The sequence below is a fragment of the Limnobacter sp. MED105 genome (assembly GCF_000170915.1).
Taxonomy (GTDB): Bacteria; Pseudomonadota; Gammaproteobacteria; order Burkholderiales; family Burkholderiaceae_B; genus Limnobacter.
In genome coordinates this window covers 170,263-192,581 of the sequence record NZ_ABCT01000003.1, presented here as the reverse complement: position 1 = coordinate 192,581, position 22,319 = coordinate 170,263, and the positions used below count along the sequence as shown (strand labels likewise).

General features: G+C 50.2%; 15 protein-coding genes. 10 read left to right on the top strand and 5 right to left on the bottom strand.

The features are described 5' to 3' along the window. The first annotated feature begins 6 nt into the window (after positions 1 to 6). The 5 genes from LMED105_RS04905 to LMED105_RS04885 all read left to right on the top strand — a co-directional run bounded on the left by LMED105_RS04905 (position 7) and on the right by LMED105_RS04885 (position 9,546). Complete coding sequence (locus LMED105_RS04905) at positions 7 to 2,706, top strand: site-specific integrase (protein WP_008248784.1); 2,700 nt, start codon at positions 7 to 9, stop codon at positions 2,704 to 2,706. Next, a complete protein-coding gene (locus LMED105_RS04900) occupies positions 2,703 to 3,500 on the top strand; it encodes a hypothetical protein (protein WP_008248782.1) in 798 nt (265 codons plus the stop codon). The genes LMED105_RS04905 and LMED105_RS04900 overlap by 4 nt, the downstream gene beginning before the upstream one ends. Positions 3,501 to 3,665: 165 nt before the next feature. Further along, a complete protein-coding gene (locus LMED105_RS04895; RefSeq protein ID WP_008248780.1) occupies positions 3,666 to 6,032 on the top strand; it encodes a TerB N-terminal domain-containing protein in 2,367 nt (788 codons plus the stop codon). Next, positions 6,029 to 7,327, top strand: coding sequence for an ATP-binding protein (locus LMED105_RS04890; RefSeq protein ID WP_008248778.1), 1,299 nt, complete (start codon positions 6,029 to 6,031; stop codon positions 7,325 to 7,327). The genes LMED105_RS04895 and LMED105_RS04890 overlap by 4 nt, the downstream gene beginning before the upstream one ends. A gap of 14 nt (positions 7,328 to 7,341) precedes the next feature. After that, complete coding sequence (locus LMED105_RS04885) at positions 7,342 to 9,546, top strand: DEAD/DEAH box helicase (protein WP_008248777.1); 2,205 nt, start codon at positions 7,342 to 7,344, stop codon at positions 9,544 to 9,546. A gap of 13 nt (positions 9,547 to 9,559) precedes the next feature. On the opposite strand, the gene LMED105_RS04880 is transcribed toward LMED105_RS04885, so the two are convergent. The 4 genes from LMED105_RS04880 to LMED105_RS04865 all read right to left on the bottom strand — a co-directional run bounded on the left by LMED105_RS04880 (position 9,560) and on the right by LMED105_RS04865 (position 12,397). Beyond that, positions 9,560 to 9,901 carry a hypothetical protein gene (locus LMED105_RS04880; RefSeq protein ID WP_008248775.1) on the bottom strand — a complete coding sequence of 114 codons (342 nt, stop codon included), beginning with the start codon at positions 9,899 to 9,901 and terminating at the stop codon, positions 9,560 to 9,562. A gap of 187 nt (positions 9,902 to 10,088) precedes the next feature. Further along, entirely contained in the window at positions 10,089 to 10,919 is an 831-nt protein-coding gene (locus LMED105_RS04875) for a hypothetical protein (RefSeq protein WP_008248773.1), read from the bottom strand. Further along, complete coding sequence (locus LMED105_RS04870) at positions 10,912 to 12,177, bottom strand: tyrosine-type recombinase/integrase (RefSeq protein ID WP_008248772.1); 1,266 nt, start codon at positions 12,175 to 12,177, stop codon at positions 10,912 to 10,914. Before LMED105_RS04870 ends, LMED105_RS04875 begins: the two co-directional genes overlap by 8 nt. Continuing rightward, positions 12,170 to 12,397 carry a hypothetical protein gene (locus LMED105_RS04865; RefSeq protein WP_008248771.1) on the bottom strand — a complete coding sequence of 76 codons (228 nt, stop codon included), beginning with the start codon at positions 12,395 to 12,397 and terminating at the stop codon, positions 12,170 to 12,172. Before LMED105_RS04865 ends, LMED105_RS04870 begins: the two co-directional genes overlap by 8 nt. A gap of 261 nt (positions 12,398 to 12,658) precedes the next feature. Here LMED105_RS04865 and LMED105_RS04860 point away from each other — a divergent pair, with 261 nt between their 5' ends. The 4 genes from LMED105_RS04860 to LMED105_RS04845 all read left to right on the top strand — a co-directional run bounded on the left by LMED105_RS04860 (position 12,659) and on the right by LMED105_RS04845 (position 15,649). Then, positions 12,659 to 13,039 carry a hypothetical protein gene (locus LMED105_RS04860; protein WP_040512351.1) on the top strand — a complete coding sequence of 127 codons (381 nt, stop codon included), beginning with the start codon at positions 12,659 to 12,661 and terminating at the stop codon, positions 13,037 to 13,039. Between the two features lies 1 nt (position 13,040). Then, positions 13,041 to 13,901 carry a BRCT domain-containing protein gene (locus LMED105_RS04855; RefSeq protein ID WP_008248768.1) on the top strand — a complete coding sequence of 287 codons (861 nt, stop codon included), beginning with the start codon at positions 13,041 to 13,043 and terminating at the stop codon, positions 13,899 to 13,901. 361 nt (positions 13,902 to 14,262) lie between these two features. Continuing rightward, on the top strand, positions 14,263 to 15,033 hold the full coding sequence (locus LMED105_RS04850) for a hypothetical protein (RefSeq protein ID WP_040512402.1): 771 nt from the start codon (positions 14,263 to 14,265) through the stop codon (positions 15,031 to 15,033). 28 nt (positions 15,034 to 15,061) lie between these two features. After that, positions 15,062 to 15,649 (top strand): hypothetical protein, encoded by a 588-nt coding sequence (locus tag LMED105_RS04845; protein WP_008248760.1) that lies wholly within the window; start codon positions 15,062 to 15,064, stop codon positions 15,647 to 15,649. A 323-nt stretch (positions 15,650 to 15,972) separates the two neighbouring features. On the opposite strand, the gene LMED105_RS04840 is transcribed toward LMED105_RS04845, so the two are convergent. Beyond that, on the bottom strand, positions 15,973 to 16,434 hold the full coding sequence (locus tag LMED105_RS04840) for a hypothetical protein (protein ID WP_008248759.1): 462 nt from the start codon (positions 16,432 to 16,434) through the stop codon (positions 15,973 to 15,975). Between the two features lie 661 nt (positions 16,435 to 17,095). Between LMED105_RS04840 and LMED105_RS04835 the strand changes: the two genes are divergently transcribed. Continuing rightward, positions 17,096 to 22,165 (top strand): ATP-binding protein, encoded by a 5,070-nt coding sequence (locus LMED105_RS04835; protein WP_232222714.1) that lies wholly within the window; start codon positions 17,096 to 17,098, stop codon positions 22,163 to 22,165. Positions 22,166 to 22,319 lie beyond the last annotated feature (154 nt).

Sequence of the window (22,319 nt, the reverse complement as noted above, 5' to 3'; positions counted from 1 at the left end):
CTTGCGATGAGTCGATTGATTAAATTCAGTAAGGGGGATCGTAGGACGACCTTAGTTGATGACTATTTCTACGCATCTACAAATGTCCTACGCGACCTGATTGTTAGCATCAGACCCCATAAGGCATTCGTTGGGAAAATGTTTATTGATAGATGGAAACGCCTTCAGACAAAGGAACTTCAGGTCCGAAATGTTCCTGAGCGATTACTGGTAAGCCTAGTCGTCAATGACCTGGTTCTGCGGCTTGATCTACTCGAAGCAGTGGTCCGTACGATCGCGGCAAATTCCGTGGATAAATTCGCTGTTGAAGGCCGCGTGTCTGTGGTGCTCGAAGACGGATCAGTGATGAACGTTTTAATAAGTGCTGCCACAAGTCGTCTGATCACCAAGTACTACGATGATCTTGGCGTTAATGAACTAGATGTCGAGAAAACACTGGCCCAGATAGATAAATGGTTCTGGGGTGAGAAAAGCACTGAAAGTTTTGTAGGTGGATTTGCGCTTGTAACAAAGCAGTATTTACCCCCCATGATTTTTACATCCGTAGCTGGGTTTCTGGAATACACATCTTTAGAAGAGCGAGTGTTTAATAGGGCCAATGGTCTTAAAGATAGATCTAAAGCTTATTTCGATGAAGTCAATGAATCCCTGGTTTCAGGAGTTCAAAACCGTCAGATGGAGGATTCTGATTGGTGGTTTGCCAAGCAGATTCAAGATCGGCTTAAGGACATTAAGGAGGGGGCCGCGTCCAAGAACTCAATTCTGATTCAAATCGATACCGATGTTATACGACTTGTGGATCCGGATACCGTTGGTTATATGTACCTCGACTGGGTTCGTTATTTGGTCGTCTATGGTTCAAGGCACAAGTCAGTACTCAAACCGAGCACTATCGAACAGTATGCACGGCTTGTTTTTCGCCATTTGTTCGAAAGCATAAGTCCCCATTTATCTGTCTTCGACTTTATCACCCAACACTTGAAGGCGCCCGAGCTCCAAGTCTCTTCGAGTGTTGCTGGTTCATCAGCTCCACAGCTTAATGCAGGATTAGATGTCCTCAAAGCGTATTTGGCGGATGTTTATTCTATTGAAACAGACATAGCCAAGATGCGAGGCTACAAGGGGATTATTGAGGCGGAACTCATTTGGCCAAGTGAAATTCTGGATGCGATTCGACAGGCCCGAGCGATCCCTGATCGAACGCTTTCCGTGAATTGCTCAGTAGCCTTCATTTTAGCGACATTGGTGAGATTGCGTATCGGTGAATTGTTACGACTGGCGATCGGAGATTTTCAGATATCCGGGCTTGAGCAATCATTGTTGGTGAATATCCGACACAGTAAATCCGAAGCTGGCGAGCGCACCGTACGTATTCCCTTAGATCAAGCACGGGTACTTGAGCAATTCTTGACGTATCGGATCAACATTGATCGAGCAGACTCCAAAGCATCTTTATGGGGAAATTATGAAACTGAAGATGTGTATCGCAGATCAACGTTCCTCTCAACTCTAAACGGAATTCTCAAGCAAGTAACTCATGAACCAGCGGCGCGTTTTCATTGGCTCTCGCACGCAAAAGCGACCTCCGAGTTTTGGCAACTTTTTAGCGGCCGTTCACAATATCTACAACATCCAAATCCAGTTTTTGCGATTGCTGCAAATCTTGGTCATTTGAGTTACTGCACATCCTGGTCAACGTACACACATTGCGTGGATCATTTAATCGCCCTTGCTGCGAGAAATCTATGGGGGTCTATCCCGCGTGAATACCTGCCATCGTGGGACTTCCGGGTGTGGTTGAGTACCGCAGGTATTAACACCTACAAATCGGCAGTTCGGCGCGGGAATTCCCGAGGCCTATCCACTGGTCAATCTCATGCGAGGTTGATTTACGGGAACAACGCGAAAGAGACTTCACCGCCTTTTGATCATTCCTTGATTCAATTTCCCAGTTTTGACGAAATCTGGCCAGTGAGCAAAACGGCAGCGGATTTGAAAGCTGTGGATATTTTTAAGATTGCGTGCGCCCTTACACACGTCGATGGGATTGATCCGGCACGACTCATGCAGCAGTTCGGGATTGATAACAAAACTTGGAATCAGATTTATTGGGTGCTTGGGCAGTACGGTCGAGTGCAATCGGTGTCTGCACTGTACCCGGATGAGCTGCGCTACCTCACGCACCTGGTAAAAGCATTCAGTCATGGTTTTCGTAGAGAGACTGGAGTCATGTTGCTTGCGCTGACTGCTGCTGCTTTCAACCAGCAAGAAGACTATTTTTATTTGCGTGAAATTTCTGCTTCAAGAAGCCTTGTTATTCCGCTCAATGATCCACGTTTCAAAAAGCTCATCACTTTTCTGAAAACTTCGGGGGTAGAACCCGAGCAATGCAGTTTTGAGGTCGGAGTACTTGTGAATCAAAGTGACAGTGACCAGCTAATCAATCTATTCAAATATACCTATCTCCGAGCACCACGAGTGAGTTATTGCAAAGGCAATGGACGAAAGTTGGTGCGGCTGCACGTTTTCAAACCAGATTGGCGATCAACTTCAAAAGCGTTCAACGGCAAAAGCAATGCGCTGGTTAGCGGTGTACCCGCAAGAGAATCAAGGCCCGGCAACAGGGCGGCGATTGGAATTTGCGTGCAGGCGGCTCTTTTTTGTCAGGTAGTTGTTTGGGATATTCACCAGAGGGGGAAGTTATGAAGCGCTCGATTGAAAAAATTGCGATTCCGCTGGATTGGCTTTGGCCATTGAAGGCAAGCAAGTTTATTCAGGAATTACATGGTCGTGATTTTGAGGAAATTGATCGAAAAGTCCGCGCTGTGCTGTCACCCGTTTTTGCGCTGATACCTGAGCTTACAATTTCTGGTGCCTTGGAATATCGATTAAATCCTAGTACGCATCGGGAGGAGGTTTTTTACCAACCTGTCCTCATTTCCTCGCGGCAACTTCAGTTGCCATTCGACGCCGATCGAGCCTCAAAATTCGAGGCAATTTTAAAAAGCTGTCTTGAGGAGTTCGCGAGGCTTCCGATGATGCTTGAAACGCTGCTACAGGCCCAGCAACTCAAGCCGCTTAAATCCTTATCGCCGCAAGAGTATCAAGCGCTTTCCATCCTACGCGCCTTGCTTGATTCACGCTATACGAAGAATTCCTTGGCAAACAACCACGGCGTGAATCTTAATGGGCAAAAAGGTCCTGATACAGAACATCTGCTTAGTTTTCGGGCGACAGTAAGATTCAAAGGTCGTCAATGTGTTGTCCTTGAGTCGGTGCGCTGGAACAAAACGAATCCAGTAAGAGTGAATCAACGTGGATTTAAGTTGACGTTTCGGCCAACATATCTCTTCGACGATGATAATAATTACCTCGATCGATTCGAAAAGCTGCTGCGCAGTGGGCAGCCTGCTCAATTTGTTTGTAGGGTTACCCTCAAAGAACGAAATGGAAAGCTAAAGGTGGACAGTGCAGCCCTTGAGCAGTTAATTGATGAATAAGACAGCTACGGTTGTTTCAAAATAATGCAGTTATGAACTGACGTTTTTTCGAAATAGAGGTCAATGTCCTGGTGTGATTTAACCAAGAAAATCAAATGGCACAAACTTATTGCTTTGTATTGTTCTTCTGGTCAACTTGGGTATATTGCTCAAAGGGGGAGATAAATGGCAAAGAAAAAAGGTTCAGATTCAGCGATTGTCTGGTTAGCGGTGGGTGTCATCGCGATATTAGCGGCCATACCGAAGGAGTTATGGATCGGTTTCGGTGTACTGGGAGTTATTGGTGCGGTTGTGTACTTTTGGTCAAAGAAGTCGCCCTCTTCAAGGGATGCAACAATCACGCGAAAGGTGCAATCGCAACCGCAGCGCAAACGTCCCGGCGCTAACAAGTTTGCCGAGGAGGATCGGCTTGTCTCCATCCGGGTCAGGGATAATGCTTATGAGGAAAATGATTACAAAATACCTAGCAAGCCTAGGGACCTCGGTTCCTCGCGGTGGTTGCGGCTAGGTGAGTCGGTTGTTGTAGCCGGTGTGAACTTAACCGGTGGACTAATCTACGTGGGAACCTCCTTGCCAACACCCCATGGTGAAAACGACCCCTGTTTGATTGACCCAAACAAATCAGTCGCCTTAAGGGGTGATTTTACCCAGCCCGCAGGCGGGTATTGGCCAAGCTATTCTTCTATATCTAAAGAAGCCCGAAAGGCTTATCTCAACTGGCTATCCGAAGGAAGAAACAATCCCAGCGCTGATATTGGATATGTATTTCTGTATTTCTATGGCCTGGAGCGTCGGGTTGTTCTTGATGCTGCCAAAGATTCGTCCCTGGAGAAAGAATTACCTGATATCGCCAACGAAATTAGACGGCTCTTGCGAATTTACGGGGATAAATCCGGCTCTTTCAAACGTTACGCCACAGAGCTTTTAAACTGGATTGAGGTTTCAAGCTTCAATCCAAAGTTGTATCTTGAGCCGGTCCCAATATTTACAAAAACTTGGGAACTTCCGTTGTATTTGCGCTTGGCCCTTGGTCGCGCTGCTATGGACGGGGTGCCTATCCCTCCAGCTCTAGCATTAGCTTGGGTAAAACTTGATCCCGCCATATCACTTCGCACGCCCGCTACTCGCTGCGTAGAAGAGTTTGACAAGTTATTCCTACTTCGATATCAGCGAGAATTTGGTGGCGGGATAAGCCTTCCTCGCAATAAGACTAAATTGAAGTTTGTGTACAGACCGGCTTCTTCAGGATTTCATGGTTACAACGAAATCAAGCTAGGTTTCGGAGATACTCCCGACGTGACCGTGCTGACCGCACCACTTGGAAAACTTCGAAAAATAGTCGATGAGGTTACCAATGAGCTTGACTCCTACAGCCGGTTTTTAGCCCGTGGTTCCAATCAAGCAAATAGCCTTGATGCCATGCTTTTGCTGCCTGCGGAAGCTTGGCCTGATAAATTGAAACAAGCACTAGACAGCCTCAAAAAACGCATGGGGGGTGGTCTACTTGCTATGTCTTTCTCTGAGTTGCTCAATTCTTTCGAGAAGCAGGCGCAACCCACCAAGGACAAAGTACTGGGCCTCGCCAAGGCTTTGGAAGCCCTCGATATTGGGATGGAACCCAATGTATTGCACGGTGCAACTCCACCCAGTCTTAGTGAAACAGTGGTGCTTTTTCCAGAGCCTCGTATTGAGCCTCATCTCAAGTATTCACCGGCATATCAGGCTGCTTTGTTGACGCTACAACTCTCGGCGGTTGTAGCCAACGCTGATGGCGACTTCTCTGCCCAAGAACTCACCCGTTTAACAAATCAAATTCAAACAGCGCGAGATTTAACTTCCACGCACAAACAACGTCTCAAAGCACATCTCAGACTTCTACACACAACGCCTGTTTCCTTACCGGCATTGAAGAAAAGACTGGATTTGCTTGAGCAACCTGCTAAGGACACTCTGGCTTCGTTCATGGCGGCGGTTGCCCAGGCAGATGGGGATGTTTCCCCAGACGAAATAAAAATGCTGGAGAAAATTTATAAGGCCCTCGGGGTAGAACCCAAAAAGGTATTTGGCGACATCCACACAGCAGCGACGTCTGAGTCCAAGACGGAAATTATTGAGCACTCAGCCCCTAAAGTTGAAAATGCTGGATTCAAATTGGATACTGCACGAATTGCCGAGCTTCAAAAAGACACTGAAAAGGTGTCTGCTTTGCTATCCAGTATCTTTAGAGAGGAGGAAGTATTGGCGCCTGTTCTGATTGAGGAAAAAATAATCACAGAAAATGAGGAGTCTTCCTCCGTGCCGAGCTTACTTGGTCTGGATGAATCCCACAGCTCGTTGGCTAGACTGCTTCTCTCGCGTCCCGAATGGACACGCGAAGAGCTTCTTGATGTTGCCGCAGACCTTGACTTGATGTTAGACGGTGCTCTTGAACATATCAACGAGGCTGCGTTTGACGCGTACGATTCGCCACTTACTGAGGGCGAGGACCCAATTACCGTAAATATTGAAGTACTTGAAAAGTTAGAGACATGACAACACCAATACGCCCAAAAGACCGAGACGCAGTTACACAATCATTACGTGCAGGCGTAGTGCCTCGAACAGGCCAACACCTTATCCAAGTCGGACGAACTCGCGAAATCGAAACGCTGGTAACAGACATCGAACGTATCGCGGATGGCGGTTCAGGGTTTCGGGTCGTTATTGGTGAATATGGCGCCGGTAAGACCTTCTTTCTGAACTTGGTTCGTGCAGTAGCGCTCGAGAAGAAACTCGTGGTGGCCAATGCCGACCTTAATCCGGACCGCAGACTCCATGCCAGTGGCGGTCAAGCCCGTTCCCTTTACGCCGAATTGATGCGTAATCTCTCCACTCGTACCAAACCCGAAGGTGGAGCGCTTGCCGGTATTGTTGAGAAATTCATTGCCACCAGTAAGACAGAAGCAAAAGCATCAAACACTTCGACTGAAGCAGTGCTTCGCCAAAAGCTGGAGCAGCTAACCGAATTAGTCAATGGATATGATTTTGCGGACGTGATTGCTGCTTACTGCAGAGGATTTGAGGACGGCAATGAACAGCTTAAGTCAGATGCAATACGTTGGTTGCGCGGAGAATTCACAACCAAGACCGAGGCGCGTCAGGCACTGGGAGTTCGGACAATCGTAGATGACGCGGCCATGTACGACCAGCTCAAATTGATGGCCCGATTCATTCGCTTGTCTGGATTCGCAGGGCTGTTGGTCAGCCTCGATGAACTGGTCAATCTGTATAAACTCGCGAACACCCAAGCGCGCAATGCCAACTACGAGCAGATTCTCAGAATTCTGAACGATTCATTGCAGGGGACCGCCGTTGGACTCGGTTTTGTTTTGGGTGGTACACCGGAATTTTTGTTGGATACGCGTCGAGGTTTGTACAGCTATCCTGCGCTACAAAGCCGCCTGGCCCAGAACACATTTGCCTCGGGCGGACTAGTAGATTTCAGCGGCCCGGTGGTTCGGCTATCTAGCCTCACACCTGAAGACTTTTATGTTTTGCTCCAAAAGGTGAGACACGTGTATGCATTTGGCGATGAGGCCAAATACCTTTTGCCAGACCAGGGCATTTTTAGCTTCATGGAGCACTGCTCCAACCGGATTGGGGATGCTTACTTCCGAACTCCGCGCACTACCATTACTCATTTCGTAAACCTACTAGCCGTTTTGGAGCAAAACCCCGGTACTGATTGGACCGCTTTGCTCGGTGGATTAGAAATATCAGCCGACACTGCGGGTGCAGCTGACCTGGCAATCGATGAGGATGAAGATTTGGCCTCATTTAAGCTTTAATCGTTGGCCAAATAATGAGCGGTAACAGTACCTCTTTCTATTTGCTGGATGAGCGAATTCAGCGTTTCATCTGGGCCGATGGTTGGGAGGAACTTCGAGATGCCCAAGAGGCTGCGATTCCTCTCATTTTGAATGCTGACAAAGACGTCATTATTGCTGCCGCGACTGCGGCCGGTAAAACCGAGGCTGCTTTTTTTCCGGCATTGACACATCTTCTCCAGGACTCCCCGGGCGAAGGACTAATTGTTTACATCAGCCCGCTCAAAGCGCTCATCAACGACCAGTTTGGCCGTTTAGACCGGCTTTGCGAAAACCTGGAAATACCTGTCTGGCCGTGGCATGGGGATATTTCCTCAACAAGCAAAACAAAGTTCGTGGCCAAGCGTCACGGTGTTTTGCTAATTACGCCCGAGTCCCTGGAGGCATTACTTTGCAACCGAGGCTCTTCGATAGCTTCGATTTTTAAAAATATTCGATATTTCATCGTTGATGAATTGCATGCTTTTATCGGCTCCGAACGAGGCAAGCAGCTTCAATCTTTGATGCATCGCATTGAGCACGCCCTAGGTCGCACTGTATCCCGAGTGGGCTTGTCTGCAACCTTGGGGGACATGCGCCTTGCAGCTGATTTCCTTCGCCCGGGCAAAGGGCAAGGGGTGGCGATGGTAGAGTCCAAATCTTCAGGCAACGAGCTCAAATTGCTCATCAAGGGCTACGAAGAGCCCTTGGTTATCAGAGTACCTGGCCAAGAGGATGAAGAACCTGAACCAATTACACCTGTACAGATTGGAAATCACTTATTCAAGGTACTGCGGGGCTCCAACAATTTAGTATTCCCCAATTCTCGCCGGGAGGTAGAACGGTACACGCACCTGCTAAACAAGCTCTGCGAACACAACCAGGTTCCCAATGAGTTTTGGCCGCATCACGGTAGCTTGTCCAAAGAAATCAGAGCAGAGACCGAAGCCGCCTTGAAGCAAAAAGAGATGCCTGCTTCGGCGATTTGCACCAATACACTAGAACTTGGAATCGACATTGGCTCCGTTAAAAGTGTTGTCCAGATTGGACCACCACCTGCGGTCGCCTGTTTGCGGCAACGACTGGGCCGCTCCGGCCGTAGAAAAGGAGAGCCCGCGATTCTTCGGGGCTACTGTGTAGAAGAGGAGATTGGCCAAAACTCCTCGCTTAGCGACTTACTGAGACTGGGCACTGTTCAAACAACCGCCATGGTTCAACTGCTGCTGGAAAACTGGTTTGAACCACCTCGAACAGGCGGACTGCACCTGTCCACGCTGGTGCAGCAAATTTTGTCGAGTATTGCGCAAACTGGAGGTGCTACAGCTGGGGAACTCTATGGGCTACTATGTTCTTCAAATACGCCTTTTTTAGGGATAACCAAGGCAGAATTCGTCGACTTGCTTCGAGGCCTGGGAACCAAAGACCTTGTTGTCCAGGATTCTTCCGGTTCGCTCCTACATGGTCAACTAGGGGAAAAGTTCGTTAATCATTACTCGTTTTATGCAGCCTTCGCTGCGGACGAGGAATTCAGGATTGTTGCCGGAGGAAGACAGTTAGGGACCATCCCGGTGGCTGTGATGCTCACGCCTGGACAGCGAATCCTGTTTGCCGGGAAAACTTGGCGAGTGGACCAAATAGACGAAGAGCTAAAGACAATCTATGTAACTCGAACGTCTGGCGGGGCACCTCCCTTATTCTCAGGGGGGGCGGGGCGCACGCACACCCGAGTTCGGCAGAAGATGCGTGATCTGCTGGAGTCTAGCGACATGCCTGTTTTTCTCGATGAAACTGCGAAACGATTCCTAAAACAAGCCAGAGATGCATACTCACGTATAGGCCTTGATAGCAAGCTGTTGATAGATCAAGGACAGGAAACGCAGCTCATGACCTGGTTGGGAGATGGAGCAAATGAGGCAATCGCTTGTCTTCTAACTCATCGAGGATTCATAGCCACCGCAGCTGGGCCAGGCGTCGAGGTTCATAAGGGGAGCAGGTCTGCACAGGAAATATTGAAAGTTTTGGCGGAGCTTGGGATTAATCAGCTACCTCCACTGGAAATCCTCTTAACGAATGCAAAAAATCTTCAACGTGAAAAATGGGACTGGGCTCTACCAGATAATTTGATCCGAAAAGCATACGCCAGTCTTTACCTAGAGCTCGACGAGGCGCTCCGCTGGGTTAGAGCCCTTTCTGTCGGTTAGATCTAAGGAGTTCTTATACATCCATGAGGCGGGGTATGTGATTCATCTCCGCCCCCTCACTTTTAACCACGTGCCACGTCGAGGACACGTGCGAAGGTGTTAATCGCCATTCCTGCACATAAGCTCGGCCCTCGACCGTTTCGAAACCTAGGAATACGATTTCATCGGCATTGAATTTCATCAATTTTGCTTCATAAAGGCCTGGTGCTCGACTCACCCCGCCATAGTAGGAATTCACGCTCAAAGACATGAATTTGCCGTCGTGGTTGCTTTTGATCACCCCATCATCATGAATTACCGGGGGTGATTCCAAGCGTTTGCCGCGTTCGCGAAGCAGAGTGAGGTTAAAGAGCATAATTAAGTGCTGTATATAAAAACAGTATTTATATTATGCGATCTCTTTCACAGCGTCCATCAGAAAATTACCGAGTCTGCCAAACAGAGCTTTGTAACCTATCCCCGATTCCGTTTTTGCAAAGGAAAAATCCACACAGAAGTGTGTCTCCTGTGTGGAGCCTCTAGCACTGCTGGCGCCTTTGTGATCAGTATTCACTGCGTCGGTCAAGGGCGGCCATGAGAAAGTACTTTTCATTGGTCCGAATGAAGTCTGGAACCTTTTGGAAACCATGCACCTCGAGGATCTGTCCAACCAACAACATCAGCTCCCGCGCGTCCTCTAATAATCTCTCATCATCAGGCCGCAGTTTGCTGAACTCCCAATACCCGGAAAAAGAGGCCCGAACACCTTCAGGCCAGCCAGTACAAAAGTTTCGGTTGGCTTTGCAAAACGTCTGTAAAAAAGCGGCGATATGGGAATTGACCAACCAACGTGCTTGTACAGCCAACGCCTTGTCTTTTATCGAAAATCGAGAGGAGGTCGGAATTAGGGGTGTCTGAAAGGTTTCAGAAATCAGCCTCATCAACCCGGGACTCTCAAGAATGGACACAAAAATATCTGGTCTTAAATGAACCAGTCCGCAAACGGCTTCCTTGAACTCCATTTGGACAACATCAAAAGACACCACCAAAGCAGTCTTTGCCTTTTGTTGCTCCTCAGTGCTGGCTGATAGGAACTCAAATGGGTTTTGATGCGGATTCAGCTTGGTTTCACTGATCATGGCTTCGGTGAGCGGTCTGCTTGCTTTCGTGCCTCGGGTCAGGTGGGGGTTGATCTGAACAAATTGCCCAATCCCAATTCCTTTTACAGGTACCAAGGTGTACACATGGAAGTAGTGAATATTCAACGAGTCATACACTTGGGTTTGCAAGCAATAGCTCACTTGACCCTCATGCTCAAATTCACTGGTCCATGACCCAGTGACGATGCCAAGCACTGGGGCGGTGGTTCTACCAAAAAAGCTGGACTTACCCATTTTTCACCTCCAGTTGCAAAGCGTTGCCCAGTTCACCAATGTTGGTGTTAGTGGCCAGCAGTCGATCAAAAGCCGAGCCATCAAGGCGTGTCAGGTTGGGAACGAACCGACCGTAGACCTTGTAGAGCATTTCAGTTGAGCTGTGCCCCAGCTGTCTGGCAATCCAAAGGGGGTTTTCTCCTGCAGCCAGCCACAGGGTGGCCGCAGTGTGGCGGGTCACGTACGGGCGTCTGCGTGCAAGCCCAAGGTGGCGAAGTAGGGGATACCAAACCCGCTTGGTCACGTTGTTGTGGTCCAAAGGTTGACCCACGCTGTTGCAAAAGACGTACTCACTCTTACGAAACGTCACAAGCCTCTGTCGTTTCAAGGCTTGGCACACGACTTCCGAGATCTCAATGTCCCGGATGGAGTCGTAGGTCTTGCCGTCTTCTTCCTCAATGCCCGCCACAATGGTGGAACGGATCAGAATTTGGCGACGTTCCAAATCAACATACTTCCATTTCAGCCCATCGATTTCGCCCGTCCTCATGCCTGTGAAAAACCGCACAATGTAGTAATTGCGCATGTCTTCACGAACCGTGTTCAGAATCAGGTTCACCTCTTGCAAGGTAAATGGCTCCACATCGGGTTTGCGCAAGCGAAGTGACTTGATATTTTGGTACGGATTGCTAAAGTGATACCGGTCGGAGGCTTCACTCATGATCTGACTCATCAGAGCCATGATCGCGTTCACGCGCTTGGGAGACATCGTTAAACCTTTACGCCCCGGTGCTTTGGCGAGGACTGAGCGAAAGGTTAAAAGGTCTTCCCGTCGAATGTCTCCGACCCTCGTATTCCCAAACTTGGGTACCAAGTGGGCCTTGAAGATGTCATCCACGGTTCTTTGGTAGCTCTTTCGAAACTGCACGAAGTTTTCATTTCGCCAAATTTCCAAGAACTCCGCGAAAGTGGGCGTCTGCGCCGCAGCCGCGTTTGCCTGAAGCGTTGTTTGTACGCCAGAACCAGGTTGATTACTACCAGCTCGCGGATACGCATTAGAGGCCTTTACACGGGGTTCCTTGGCGGGTTTGCCGAAGAACTCGGCGTAGTTAAATTTGCCTCTGGCAATTTCCCGCTCAAGTTTGTCTGCAAGCTTACTGAGCTTGGTGCGGTTCTCCGGTGTGTCGGGCAGGGCAGTTTGCTCCCTGTAACGCGCACCATCAAAGTAAAAGTCCAGGTACAGTTTTCCGGTCTGCTTCCGGGTGCGAATACTAGCCATGGAGAACACCTCCGTTGGCCATGGGCACGGAGAATTTTGTGCCCTTGCTCAAATCCTCTTCAATGGCTTGCCAGATAAAAAGAATCTTGCGACGCCCAAATGGACGCAGGTAATGCACGCCCTCAAGCAACACAGAATCCATGAGTTTTTCACGGATGGTTCGCTCATCGTATTTGAGCCGCCCGGCGAGTTCGGCGGTGGTTAGATACTCTGTACTCATACTTTTCCTCTCTTGAAAAATCCCGCAAAAGATCAGCGGGGTAAATTCAAGTTAGCAAAAGTCTTCATTTGCGCAAGTGCCAAAATCGAAGAAATTTTTGACTTTTTGAAGGTTTCTAACTTGTTGATAGAAAAAGAAACTCCTGAGTTCTAAACGGACACACAACTTTTGACAAAGGGGGGTAGGGGGCTTAATTGAGGGGTTGATGTGATTGTTAAATACCCGTTACATTCGGGTAATTACTCCTTATTGGGAATACCAATGCCCCACATCACTCGTTGTATAACCGAGCCAATTCGAGACAGTCGCAATTTATCGTTCGATCAAAGATTGAAAGCGGAAGACTCCGGATTGATTCTGGCTTGGGAGAACGGTAGGCGTGATCAATCAATAGAATTGGATTTAAAGCAGTCATTTGAAAAAGGTGCATTGCCGCTAGCCGTATGGAAGGGTGGTGTTGATCCTGAAGTGAAATCCAAACTCAAGAAAGTAGGCTCTTTTCTTTATCTTGCTTACATGCAAGGTCTATTGGGCAAAGATTTGGACGTCAACACAGACCGGGATCTAGAGTTGATCTGTGCGCTTACAGGCGTCAAGGTCACCTTCACAAGCGATGTGTCAAAGCTCTCCAAGGCAGCTTGATATGAGCGTGAACGGCATGATGCTTACCTGTCAGCGGGCTCAGAGTATTCGATCAGCACGTGCAAGGCTAAGAGGATTTTTGCTTGGTGTGGCTGCCGATCAAAAGCTCAATGACATGGAGATGAATGCATTGAAGACCATGCGTCTTGATGCAGAGGGTTTGTTTGGTTCTGATGAGTTTTCTACCATTGGATTCTTGCTTGATCGCGCTTTGGTTGTCGGCGTACTCCATCAGGATGAACGACTCGACTTATTGGAAAGCCTGTTCAGCTTGGAGGCGGAGGTTTGTGAAAGCACTCTGCTCGGTCTGTTAAGTGGAATGGCTTCTGATGATCATATCAACAGCTCGGAATTAAAGGTGCTATTTGAATTTGTGAGACAGAACGAAGATCTGTTTTCACGATTTCCCTTCGACAAAATCACGCTAGCACTTTCAGATTTCCTCGGAAGGCGCATTACCAAGGAACAACTACTCGCTACGATCAAGTCAGTCGCCCAGGTTGACTACTCCTCAACTGGTTCAATCAGCGAAGATCAAGTTCCGCTGTGTGATTTTGATGAAGTCGACGATGTGGTGATTGAGGGATCAGTACTTGTATTCACCGGCAAGTTCGGTGGCAAAACAGGATTTCGAAAAGTGATTGAGGAACGTGTTGTCGGACTGGGCGGCGTGCTTCGCGCTAGCGTCACCACTAAGACCAATTACCTCGTCGTAGGGGACGAAACCGCAGTGGGTTGGATCACTTCAACATACGGACGAAAAATTCAGGCTGCCATGGATTTAAGGAAAGCGGATGCACCGAATTTGCGAGTATTGACTGAGCAGAATTTGAGGCTAGTTAGACCACATTTGTTTGCATGATCCGACCGAGTCCTAATTGATATTAGGGCTCGGTTTTCAATTTTAAGTATGTGGCCCACGTTGCTGCTCGGATTAATGAGTGGTGGGTTGATAGTTGTTATTCGGTTAAGGTTAACTTTGATCTTGTTGTTGGTATTATTTCGATTTTCTTTATTTATGAATTGAGATGCTTATATTAATCTTGCCGAATTTTCATTTAATAATTACCAAAATTTCGATTTTGATTAAAGAGATTTATAAATAATATTACTTATCTTAGGCTATAAGAGTCTTAAGTTTTTGGTGTTTTTTTATGACTTTCCTATAAACGGGTACCTACTTTATTTCACGATGGACCAAATTATGTCTTATGGAGAAATTGATGGCAACTTGCTTTGTGATTCAACCGTTCGACTCAGGCAAGTTCGACAAACGGTTTAATGATATATACCGACCTGCAATAGAAGCTGCTGGACTTGAAGCTTACAGGGTTGATCAGGACCCAGGCGTTCAAGTTCCAATCGACTCAATTGAAAAGGGTATACGACAAGCCGTTGTGTGTCTTGCTGATATCACAGCAGATAACCCCAATGTGTGGTATGAACTCGGCTTCGCTTTTGCGGCAGGAAAGCCGGTGGTTATGGTTTGCTCAGAGGAAAGAACCGGTAAGAAGTACCCGTTCGATATTCAGCACAGGAGCATAATTCCTTATTTGGCCGACGCTCCGAGCGACTTCGACAAGCTCCGCGCAAGTCTCACAGCTAAAATTGCGGCAATAGTTAATCAGGATGCTGTACTTGAGAAGATAGCGGAAGAGAGTCCAGTCATGCCAGTTCATGGTCTCTCACCTCCAGAAGTTCTAGTGCTCGCTGTAGTGGCCGGCGACGCATACTTGCCAGATCAAGCAACAACGGTAAATAGCGCCAAACGGGCAGCAGAAAGGGCGGGAGTAACGAATATGGGTTTTAACTTAGCCGTTCGGAGGTTATTGCAGAAAAAGTTTGTTCGAGAGCAAGATATTCATGATGAACAGACTGGCGAGGCTTACGCTGGGCTGGCGGTTGTAGATCTTGGGTGGGAGTGGATTGATGCTAACGAGGCTCAATTTGTGCTGACCCGTCCGGATAAGAAAGACGATGAGATTTTGTTTTAGGATTCGCAAATGATTGTGAGGAGCTGAGATGCCAATAACGGATGATGAAGTTCGACAGGTATTGGATACGACTCTTTCTCGGTTCTTGACGAATGAAGTTCAGGAGATTTTGGAAGGGGTTAACGAACGCTCTAATTGCGGACGCTTGGCCATTTACATGCACGAGACAGCCCAGCAATACGGGATACATGAGATTTATTTGGTGGATGTTGAATATAATCGAAAGCAGCAGGGGCAGATTAAGACCATCATGAACGGCAAAGGAAGAGTGGTTCGTGTTAACTGCGATGTCATTCTTCACAGTCGCGGCGTAATTCTTAATCAAGATAATCTGATTGCAGTTGAAGTAAAGAAGGTGGATAGACCCTACGATGAAAAGCAAAAAGACCGTGAGCGACTTAGGGCCCTGACGAAAACTCATTTAGATGATTTTTGCAGCGGTGATGGCAGAACTCCGCCAGAGCATGTTTGTGGATATATGCTTGGTGTCTTTATTGAACTTGACCGGTTCAACTTTCAGTGCAAGGTCGAGTATTACCGGAAAGGAAGGAAATTTGAGGAAGCCTCAATCCCGTTTGGTCGCGACATTATTGCTCAACAAGTAGCTTTACGCTGAAGGATCGTGTGGAGGCGTTGTACGTTACGCTTTCATATTCTAGTTATATCTATGTTGATCAGAAGGTATGACAAAATCGAGTTCTGATTAACAATTTAGCTGAAGGCTGCCGATAGGGTCTTCGTAAAGCTGAAACCCTTACGGCGACTCTTCGCGATACCCAGTAATACTTGGATTTAGATACTGTCAGTCAATAGGAATTTGAATTAAAAGTATTTCATTCGGCGTTGCCCGGTTCTTTATACGTGCTTACCGGGTTGGATTTGAACCACACGAAATAACTGACTGCTTCGTTGCTCTTGGGCGCCCTGTTGAGCAATTAACTACTCACCTTTCTTAACTCTTTCCCATTCCCGTTTTAAGATGATTTGCGCTTGCGTCACAATTCGCTCCGCTACTTGCTCCAGCTGTAAAGCGTTCGCTTGGCGAGCATTTATTGACTCCTTAACTAGAGTGCTGGCCGAGCTAATCAGCCTGACCAGCTCTAGGTGGTCGGCTTCCTTTGGGTTGAGCAGAAGCTTCACAAGCTCAATCTTTTCGGTGAGTTCACCATGCTTTGCGATTGCATCTTGATTCGTTATCGAATTCGCATGAAAGGCGGGGGACACATGTCGAACAATAGTGATTAGCTCCGCCAAGACGCCTCTGAGATTATTAATCCATTCTTGCCGATTTGTGGATAGTGCGGCAGCATTAATCTGTTTCCTAGCAACGTAAATCGATAGAAGGGGGCCAACGATTACTGCCACTAATGCTGTAATTGCGGTAACCATTTCAGGAGTCATCCTTATACCTCAGTTTGCTTAACTTGACTTGTTGAACATTAACAGAGATATCCAGTTATCCGAGCATCCCAGATTAGTTCTTTAACTTAACCATTTCAGATGCTCCTTAGCATGGCATGAAAGGAATGAAAAATTGCCCCTTGTTATTCACCATCAAATGGTGAGCCTGAAACTAGATTCCGAAGATCAGCATCTTTTTCGACTACCCCTAAGGGTTGAAGTCTGCTTTCATCAAAAACTTAGACGTTTAATCCGTCAGTCCTAATCGCTGTTCTGACCGATTTTCGGCTGAAGCGGATATTGATTATTCACACGAAACAGGTCTGTAATCTGAAAATTTGCAGTCATTTTAATTTTTTATCCTGAAAACTGGAGCAAAGAACGTCTTATAAATTCATTTAACTTAAGCTATTGGAAGATGGGACCCCGATCTGATTGTTAGCATTGGTTTGTCGACTGTAAACCTTGTTTTGCGAATGTCTAGCGACATAGATGTTGGAAACTTAGTAGAAGATGATGCCATCGCCAAATTCGATCGGAAAACAATATGAGTGGGAAAATGACACTAGCGGCCGATAGTAATACAGGGACGAGTACGTTAGGTACCGGGCCAGCGGGCACCCATTTCGAGGCCCAGGTTGCTGCGTCATACTTGTTAGCCATGCTCGCAGGGGCTCCCGCCCGGGGCCTTCCCGGTGTCACGATAGAGCGAGTCGCGCTACAGCAGGCCAATGCGGGGCGTCCGCTCGACGACGTGATAATCCACGCCAATGAAAACGTGACCGGGAAGTCAGCGGTGCTGGAGGTTCAGGTCAAACGATCCATTACCTTCGCCCCCACGGATCCTGTTTTTCGTAAAGTCGTAGGCCAAATCGTCGAAGCGTCGAAACGGAATGACTTCTCGACGCAACGGTATGAGTTGGCAATTGCGACAACAAAGGGATCGCGCAAGATTGATGGGGCATATCAGGATGTGCTCACACTAGCGCGGCAGATTGGCGACGCGGCTACGTTTGCTGCCCAAATTGAACTAACAGGTGTGGCAAACGACGACATGCGCGCCTTCATGAAGACTTTCAAAAGCCACCTGCGAGACGAAGGCTCGCCAGACGACAACGAAACCGTCTGGCTCTTATTGCGCCGGCTGCAGATTCTGACTTTCGACTTTACGGCCCCCGGCTCTGCATCGCACGACCTTGCGCTAGAACGCGCAGTGCGTGTGCTGCACAACGACGATACATCGCGGGCTGGGGTCTTCTGGATCAGCCTCATTGAATTAGCAATCGATGTGGCGAAAAGCGGCGGCGACAGAACCCGCGAGACAGCACTGCAAGCTCTCGCGCAGCTGGGATATCGGTTCTTGGGCGAACGTCGGCACGCTACGGCCCGAGCCGCGCTAGCCGAGTCGTCCCGCTTGGCACTTGCTGACATTCGTAACCGCGTCGGCAATGTTGTACTTGCACGACAGGAGCGTGTTGCCGCAACGCGCGAAGCACTGGACCGCGGACGCTATGTTGAGATCCGAGGTGATGCGGGCGTCGGCAAATCGGGTGTTTTGCGGCAGATGGCCGAGGCCATGCAAGCCGAAAGTCAGATCATCGTTCTCAGCCCTGGACGATGTGTTCCCCGCGGGTGGACCGCGTTGCGCGCACAGCTCGGCTTCGACGGAACGCTTCGCGAATTGCTTGTTGAATTGGCCAATGATGGCGGCGCCACTATCTTTGTGGACAATCTCGACTCTTTCAGCACAGAGGAGAGGCTCACGGTCGTCGATGTTGTAGGGGAAGCTTCTGTCGTTCCGGGAGTGGCGGTGATCGCGACGGCTCGGCGCGAATTTGGGATTGATGAGCCCAGCTGGCTGCCGAGCGATGCGCTGGCACGCCTGGTTCAAACCGACCCGATCACGATTGGTGAACTGAGCACGTTGGAGATTGAGCAGTTGAAGGTGACTGATCCTTCGCTTGTGCCCCTTCTAACGGACAGCCATCCCGCACGCCAGATCGCCAGAAACCTGTTTCGCCTCGCACGGCTGGCGAATCAGCCAGCATCTGATCCCATACCGCGCACTGAAGTCGACATGGCCGAGCAGTGGTGGTCCACAGCGGACGGCACACGTGACGCCGGGTGGCGTGATCGGACTCGACTACTGCAAAGCGCAGCAACGCAGACCTTGTCTGGCGCTGACTTCCTCGACGTTACAGGCCAATCCGCGGCGCCGATTGACGCGCTGGTGTCCAGCGGCACTCTGCGGGATTTGGGTATTGACCGGGTCGCGTTTCGTCATGACGTACTGAGCGAGTGGGCGATTGCGAGCGCCGTGCACGCCGATCCCGAACTCGTCGACAGGCTGCAACTAGATCGGCCAGCAACGGCTATGTTTGCACGTGGCGTCGAACTGGCAGCGCGCATGGCAATCGAGCGTGCGACTGATGGCGTGAGGTGGCACGCGCTAGTTGATCGGCTAAGCCGAGCGGGTATTCATCGTTCTTGGCGTCGCGCCGCATTGCTCGCCCTCGCTCGATCTGAGGCTGCCAAAATACTTTTCCAACGCGCATCGCCAGAGCTTCTCGCAAATGGCGCCGAAGTGCTGCGAGAACTGATCCGAACGGTCATGGCTGTCGACGTGCTTCCGGCCTCAAAGGTCTTTGCGGCAGCGGGAGTCGCCCCCGCGCTCATACCCGCATCGATCAACGTCCCGCGCGGCCCTACATGGACGAGATTGATTATCTGGCTCTTGGGTACCGGAGATAGAGTTCCTGATGAAGCCATTCCAGAGGTCGTTCAATTATTCGCGGAATTCTCGCTCGGAACATTCTGCGCCACCGATATAACGCCGTTTACTACACGACAGATCTATCGTTGGCTGAGGTTGATGGAGCCAAGAGATGCAATTTCGACGCCGAGAGAGGGCCGTGTGTTCTGTGCGCACCTTGATCGCGACGGGGTCCAGTCCCTGAAATCGCACCTTCGCGATGCGTTCGTCATGTTCGCACGGACAACACCGGAGTTGGCCGCCGAATACCTGACGGCAGTGCGAAACAGCGAGCGCAACGAAGATATCGTGCGCAGCATACTGAAGAGGCACGGCACGATGGCGCAAGCAGCCCCTGCAGAGCTGGCCGACCTAACCGCACAGGCGTTGATCGCAAAGCCCCAGCGACAAGACCGCCACTTCGGAGTGGAGCGCGAGGAGGCGTTTACCTATGTCGATCATGAGTTCCTTCCGTCATCGCCGGCACAAGGTCCATTCCTCGATTTGTTGACCAACTCGCCCAAGGACGGGTTGGCCTTGGTTCATCGCTTGGTCGCACACGCAGTCGAACACGGAAGCCAAGGTGCTGACCCAGGGACGAATGAGTTTGACTTGGCTTTGCCGGGGGGTGTGCGCACGTTCCCGTGGATGCAAACCTACTTCTGGTCACGCAACAGCAGTTTCTACGCTGTCACGTCCGCGCTGATGGCACTCGAAGCCTGGGCGCACCGCCGCATCGAGGCGGGCGAAGCACTCGAAGTTGTGCTGACAGACGTACTCGGGCCGCAGGGCTCATGCGCTGCGTACTTGCTGGTGGCGGTTGATCTAATGATCTCACATTGGCCCAAATCGCTTGAGGTAGCGGCGGCCTTTCTCAGCTGCCCCGAACTGCTGTGCATCGATCACACGCGTCAGGTGAATGATTGCGTCGAAATGCCTGACTTCTTCGAGCTTGGCGCTTTGCGTAGCGAACCGCGCGTCAGCTTGGCCGCCGCTGACCTGAAGCGCCGTCCATCCAGACGGACAACGCTCGACGAACTGATTGGCAAGTTCACGTTCCTGGCATCCCCGGAGCAACTCGCAAAACTACGGACGTTGTTGGCGACCGGGGCAGCACGCCTGGGCGAACCTACTGCGAGCGCGCATCTGGGCAACCCAGAATTCATGGTTCAGCACGCGCTGAATCTCTCTGATGCCGCAAATTGGCCAGAAGTCGAAGTGATGCTCAAGGACGGGTCATCCGCGACTGTACGCAAGTATGAATCACCAGCGGCAGAGAAGACTCATCTACAAGCTTTGCGAGACACCTCGACTGAGCTAGAGTCCGACTTAGCAACGCTGTCTACGTTGACACTTGCGGTCGACGATCCGGCTCGGTTGCCCCCTGAGGGTCGGTCGGCAGCGATTGCTTGGGCGCGGCGTTCTGCGACGGTTACTACGCAAGTCGAATCCGACGATGACGGCGGAGAGCGGCGCATGCAAGAAGAAGCGGTTGTGACGGCTGCAATGATCGTCATGCGGGACGGCGATGATGCGTTGCGTGCCGAGCACGGAGAATGGGCGCGATCTCAACTGGGCAAGACGCTTGCAACTCTCGACGATGATTCTACACGTCAGATTCGAGGAGGTTTGCGTTTCAATCCTGCAGCAATCGCCTATGCCGGGTTGATCCACTCCTTGCGACATCGGTCAACGCCAGAAGACGTGCGATCGGTTCTTGAGGTAGCGGCGACAGGAAACCACGCTGCAGCGCATGGCTTCGGGACGTCAGCCGCAGTCTTAGCGGACGTCGATAGTCGCCTACCGAGAGCTGTACTCCGATGTGCATTTAGCGCGAGTGTCGTGGAGAACCGAGCTTGGGATGCGTCGCAAGAAGAGGTCGACGCTCGCAAAATGCGCAGTCATGAACGGGCGCGGGCTACCGTTGCTGCTGAGATGGCATGGCTTGACGGCGGAGGCCCGGAGCCAACGTGGCCGACATTTCCGGTAGAGCAAATTCGGTCGAGAAGGCGACTACGCCTACCTGGATCCCGGATTGCTACACCAGAACCACCAGAAGCGCCGGCGCCTTCGCCAACAGAGCGTGTAAATCATCAGGCTGCGGCTCTCTGGTCGGGCCAAGTGCGCGCTCTTTCCCACGATGACACGCGCCCTTGGCTCAGCGAGATCGTGAAAGCCTACATGCCTTGGACGGCCCTCGCAAATGGAGCGAACCTAGACGACGGAGACGAAACAGATCGTCCGCCATCTGAGTGGAACGAAACGTTCTTTGCGGCGGCTGCACGCTGCGTTGTCGGTCTGTCAACGCCTGAGGCCACTGAACTGGCCGTGCGGCATATTGTTGCGCTTCCAGACCGGAATTTCTACGACGTGGTTGTCGATTTCTTGCGCAGCATCGACGCGGTGTACTTTGAGGGCGACAACATTCCGACGAAGGTGGCCGTAGACATTCGGAGCGCACTCGCCGACCACATGCTGACCACGCGTGGATGGGAACGTCTCAGCCGAAGCAGGGATTTGTCCATCGAAATGCACATTGGCCCGGCAATCGCCGTCTTGTTCTTTAACGACTACATGTATGGCCAGGGATCGAAGTGCTACCTGTTTGAGAAGGGCGTAGAGCGAGTCGGTCCGTTTCTCCCTGTTCTGGGCAAACTGCTCAGCAAAGGACCGTCACCCTTCGTCGCCCTGGTACTGCTCAACCTGCTTGAGGTTGCGCCACGAGCTGAGCAACTGGATGTAATCGTCGGGGCCGGACGTGCATGGATCGAGGCCTATCCTGATTTCCGCCAGCTATGGATCGACCACGGCGTGGGCCGCCGCTGGTGCTTATTGATGGAGGCCATCCGGGCACTCAGTCCGACCAGCTTCAGCAACAGAGCGTCGTTGCGGCCTGCCATTGACACTCTTGTCGCATCGCTCATTGCGCTTGGCATACCTGAAGCCACTCGGTTGGAGGAGGAGCTTAGTAAGCTATGAAAGGTATGTGGTGAATCAACGTACTTGTAACTACTATTTAACCCACGACGGCGCCTGCCTCAAGCTACCCGGTGACCGGACACAGTACACAACGATGCAAACTTTACGCTGCATTTTTACTGACTGCTCTTCACCAATAGCGGATACATAAAAA

Bases quoted from the DNA above. Each gene is read 5' to 3' on its own strand.
- LMED105_RS04905 (WP_008248784.1), top strand. From the start codon at position 7: ATGAGTCGATTGATTAAATTCAGTAAGGGGGATCGTAGGACGACCTTA.
- LMED105_RS04900 (WP_008248782.1), top strand. From the start codon at position 2,703: ATGAAGCGCTCGATTGAAAAAATTGCGATTCCGCTGGATTGGCTTTGG.
- LMED105_RS04895 (WP_008248780.1), top strand. From the start codon at position 3,666: ATGGCAAAGAAAAAAGGTTCAGATTCAGCGATTGTCTGGTTAGCGGTG.
- LMED105_RS04890 (WP_008248778.1), top strand. From the start codon at position 6,029: ATGACAACACCAATACGCCCAAAAGACCGAGACGCAGTTACACAATCA.
- LMED105_RS04885 (WP_008248777.1), top strand. From the start codon at position 7,342: ATGAGCGGTAACAGTACCTCTTTCTATTTGCTGGATGAGCGAATTCAG.
- LMED105_RS04880 (WP_008248775.1), bottom strand. From the start codon at position 9,901: ATGCTCTTTAACCTCACTCTGCTTCGCGAACGCGGCAAACGCTTGGAA.
- LMED105_RS04875 (WP_008248773.1), bottom strand. From the start codon at position 10,919: ATGGGTAAGTCCAGCTTTTTTGGTAGAACCACCGCCCCAGTGCTTGGC.
- LMED105_RS04870 (WP_008248772.1), bottom strand. From the start codon at position 12,177: ATGGCTAGTATTCGCACCCGGAAGCAGACCGGAAAACTGTACCTGGAC.
- LMED105_RS04865 (WP_008248771.1), bottom strand. From the start codon at position 12,397: ATGAGTACAGAGTATCTAACCACCGCCGAACTCGCCGGGCGGCTCAAA.
- LMED105_RS04860 (WP_040512351.1), top strand. From the start codon at position 12,659: ATGCCCCACATCACTCGTTGTATAACCGAGCCAATTCGAGACAGTCGC.
- LMED105_RS04855 (WP_008248768.1), top strand. From the start codon at position 13,041: ATGAGCGTGAACGGCATGATGCTTACCTGTCAGCGGGCTCAGAGTATT.
- LMED105_RS04850 (WP_040512402.1), top strand. From the start codon at position 14,263: ATGGCAACTTGCTTTGTGATTCAACCGTTCGACTCAGGCAAGTTCGAC.
- LMED105_RS04845 (WP_008248760.1), top strand. From the start codon at position 15,062: ATGCCAATAACGGATGATGAAGTTCGACAGGTATTGGATACGACTCTT.
- LMED105_RS04840 (WP_008248759.1), bottom strand. From the start codon at position 16,434: ATGACTCCTGAAATGGTTACCGCAATTACAGCATTAGTGGCAGTAATC.
- LMED105_RS04835 (WP_232222714.1), top strand. From the start codon at position 17,096: ATGCTCGCAGGGGCTCCCGCCCGGGGCCTTCCCGGTGTCACGATAGAG.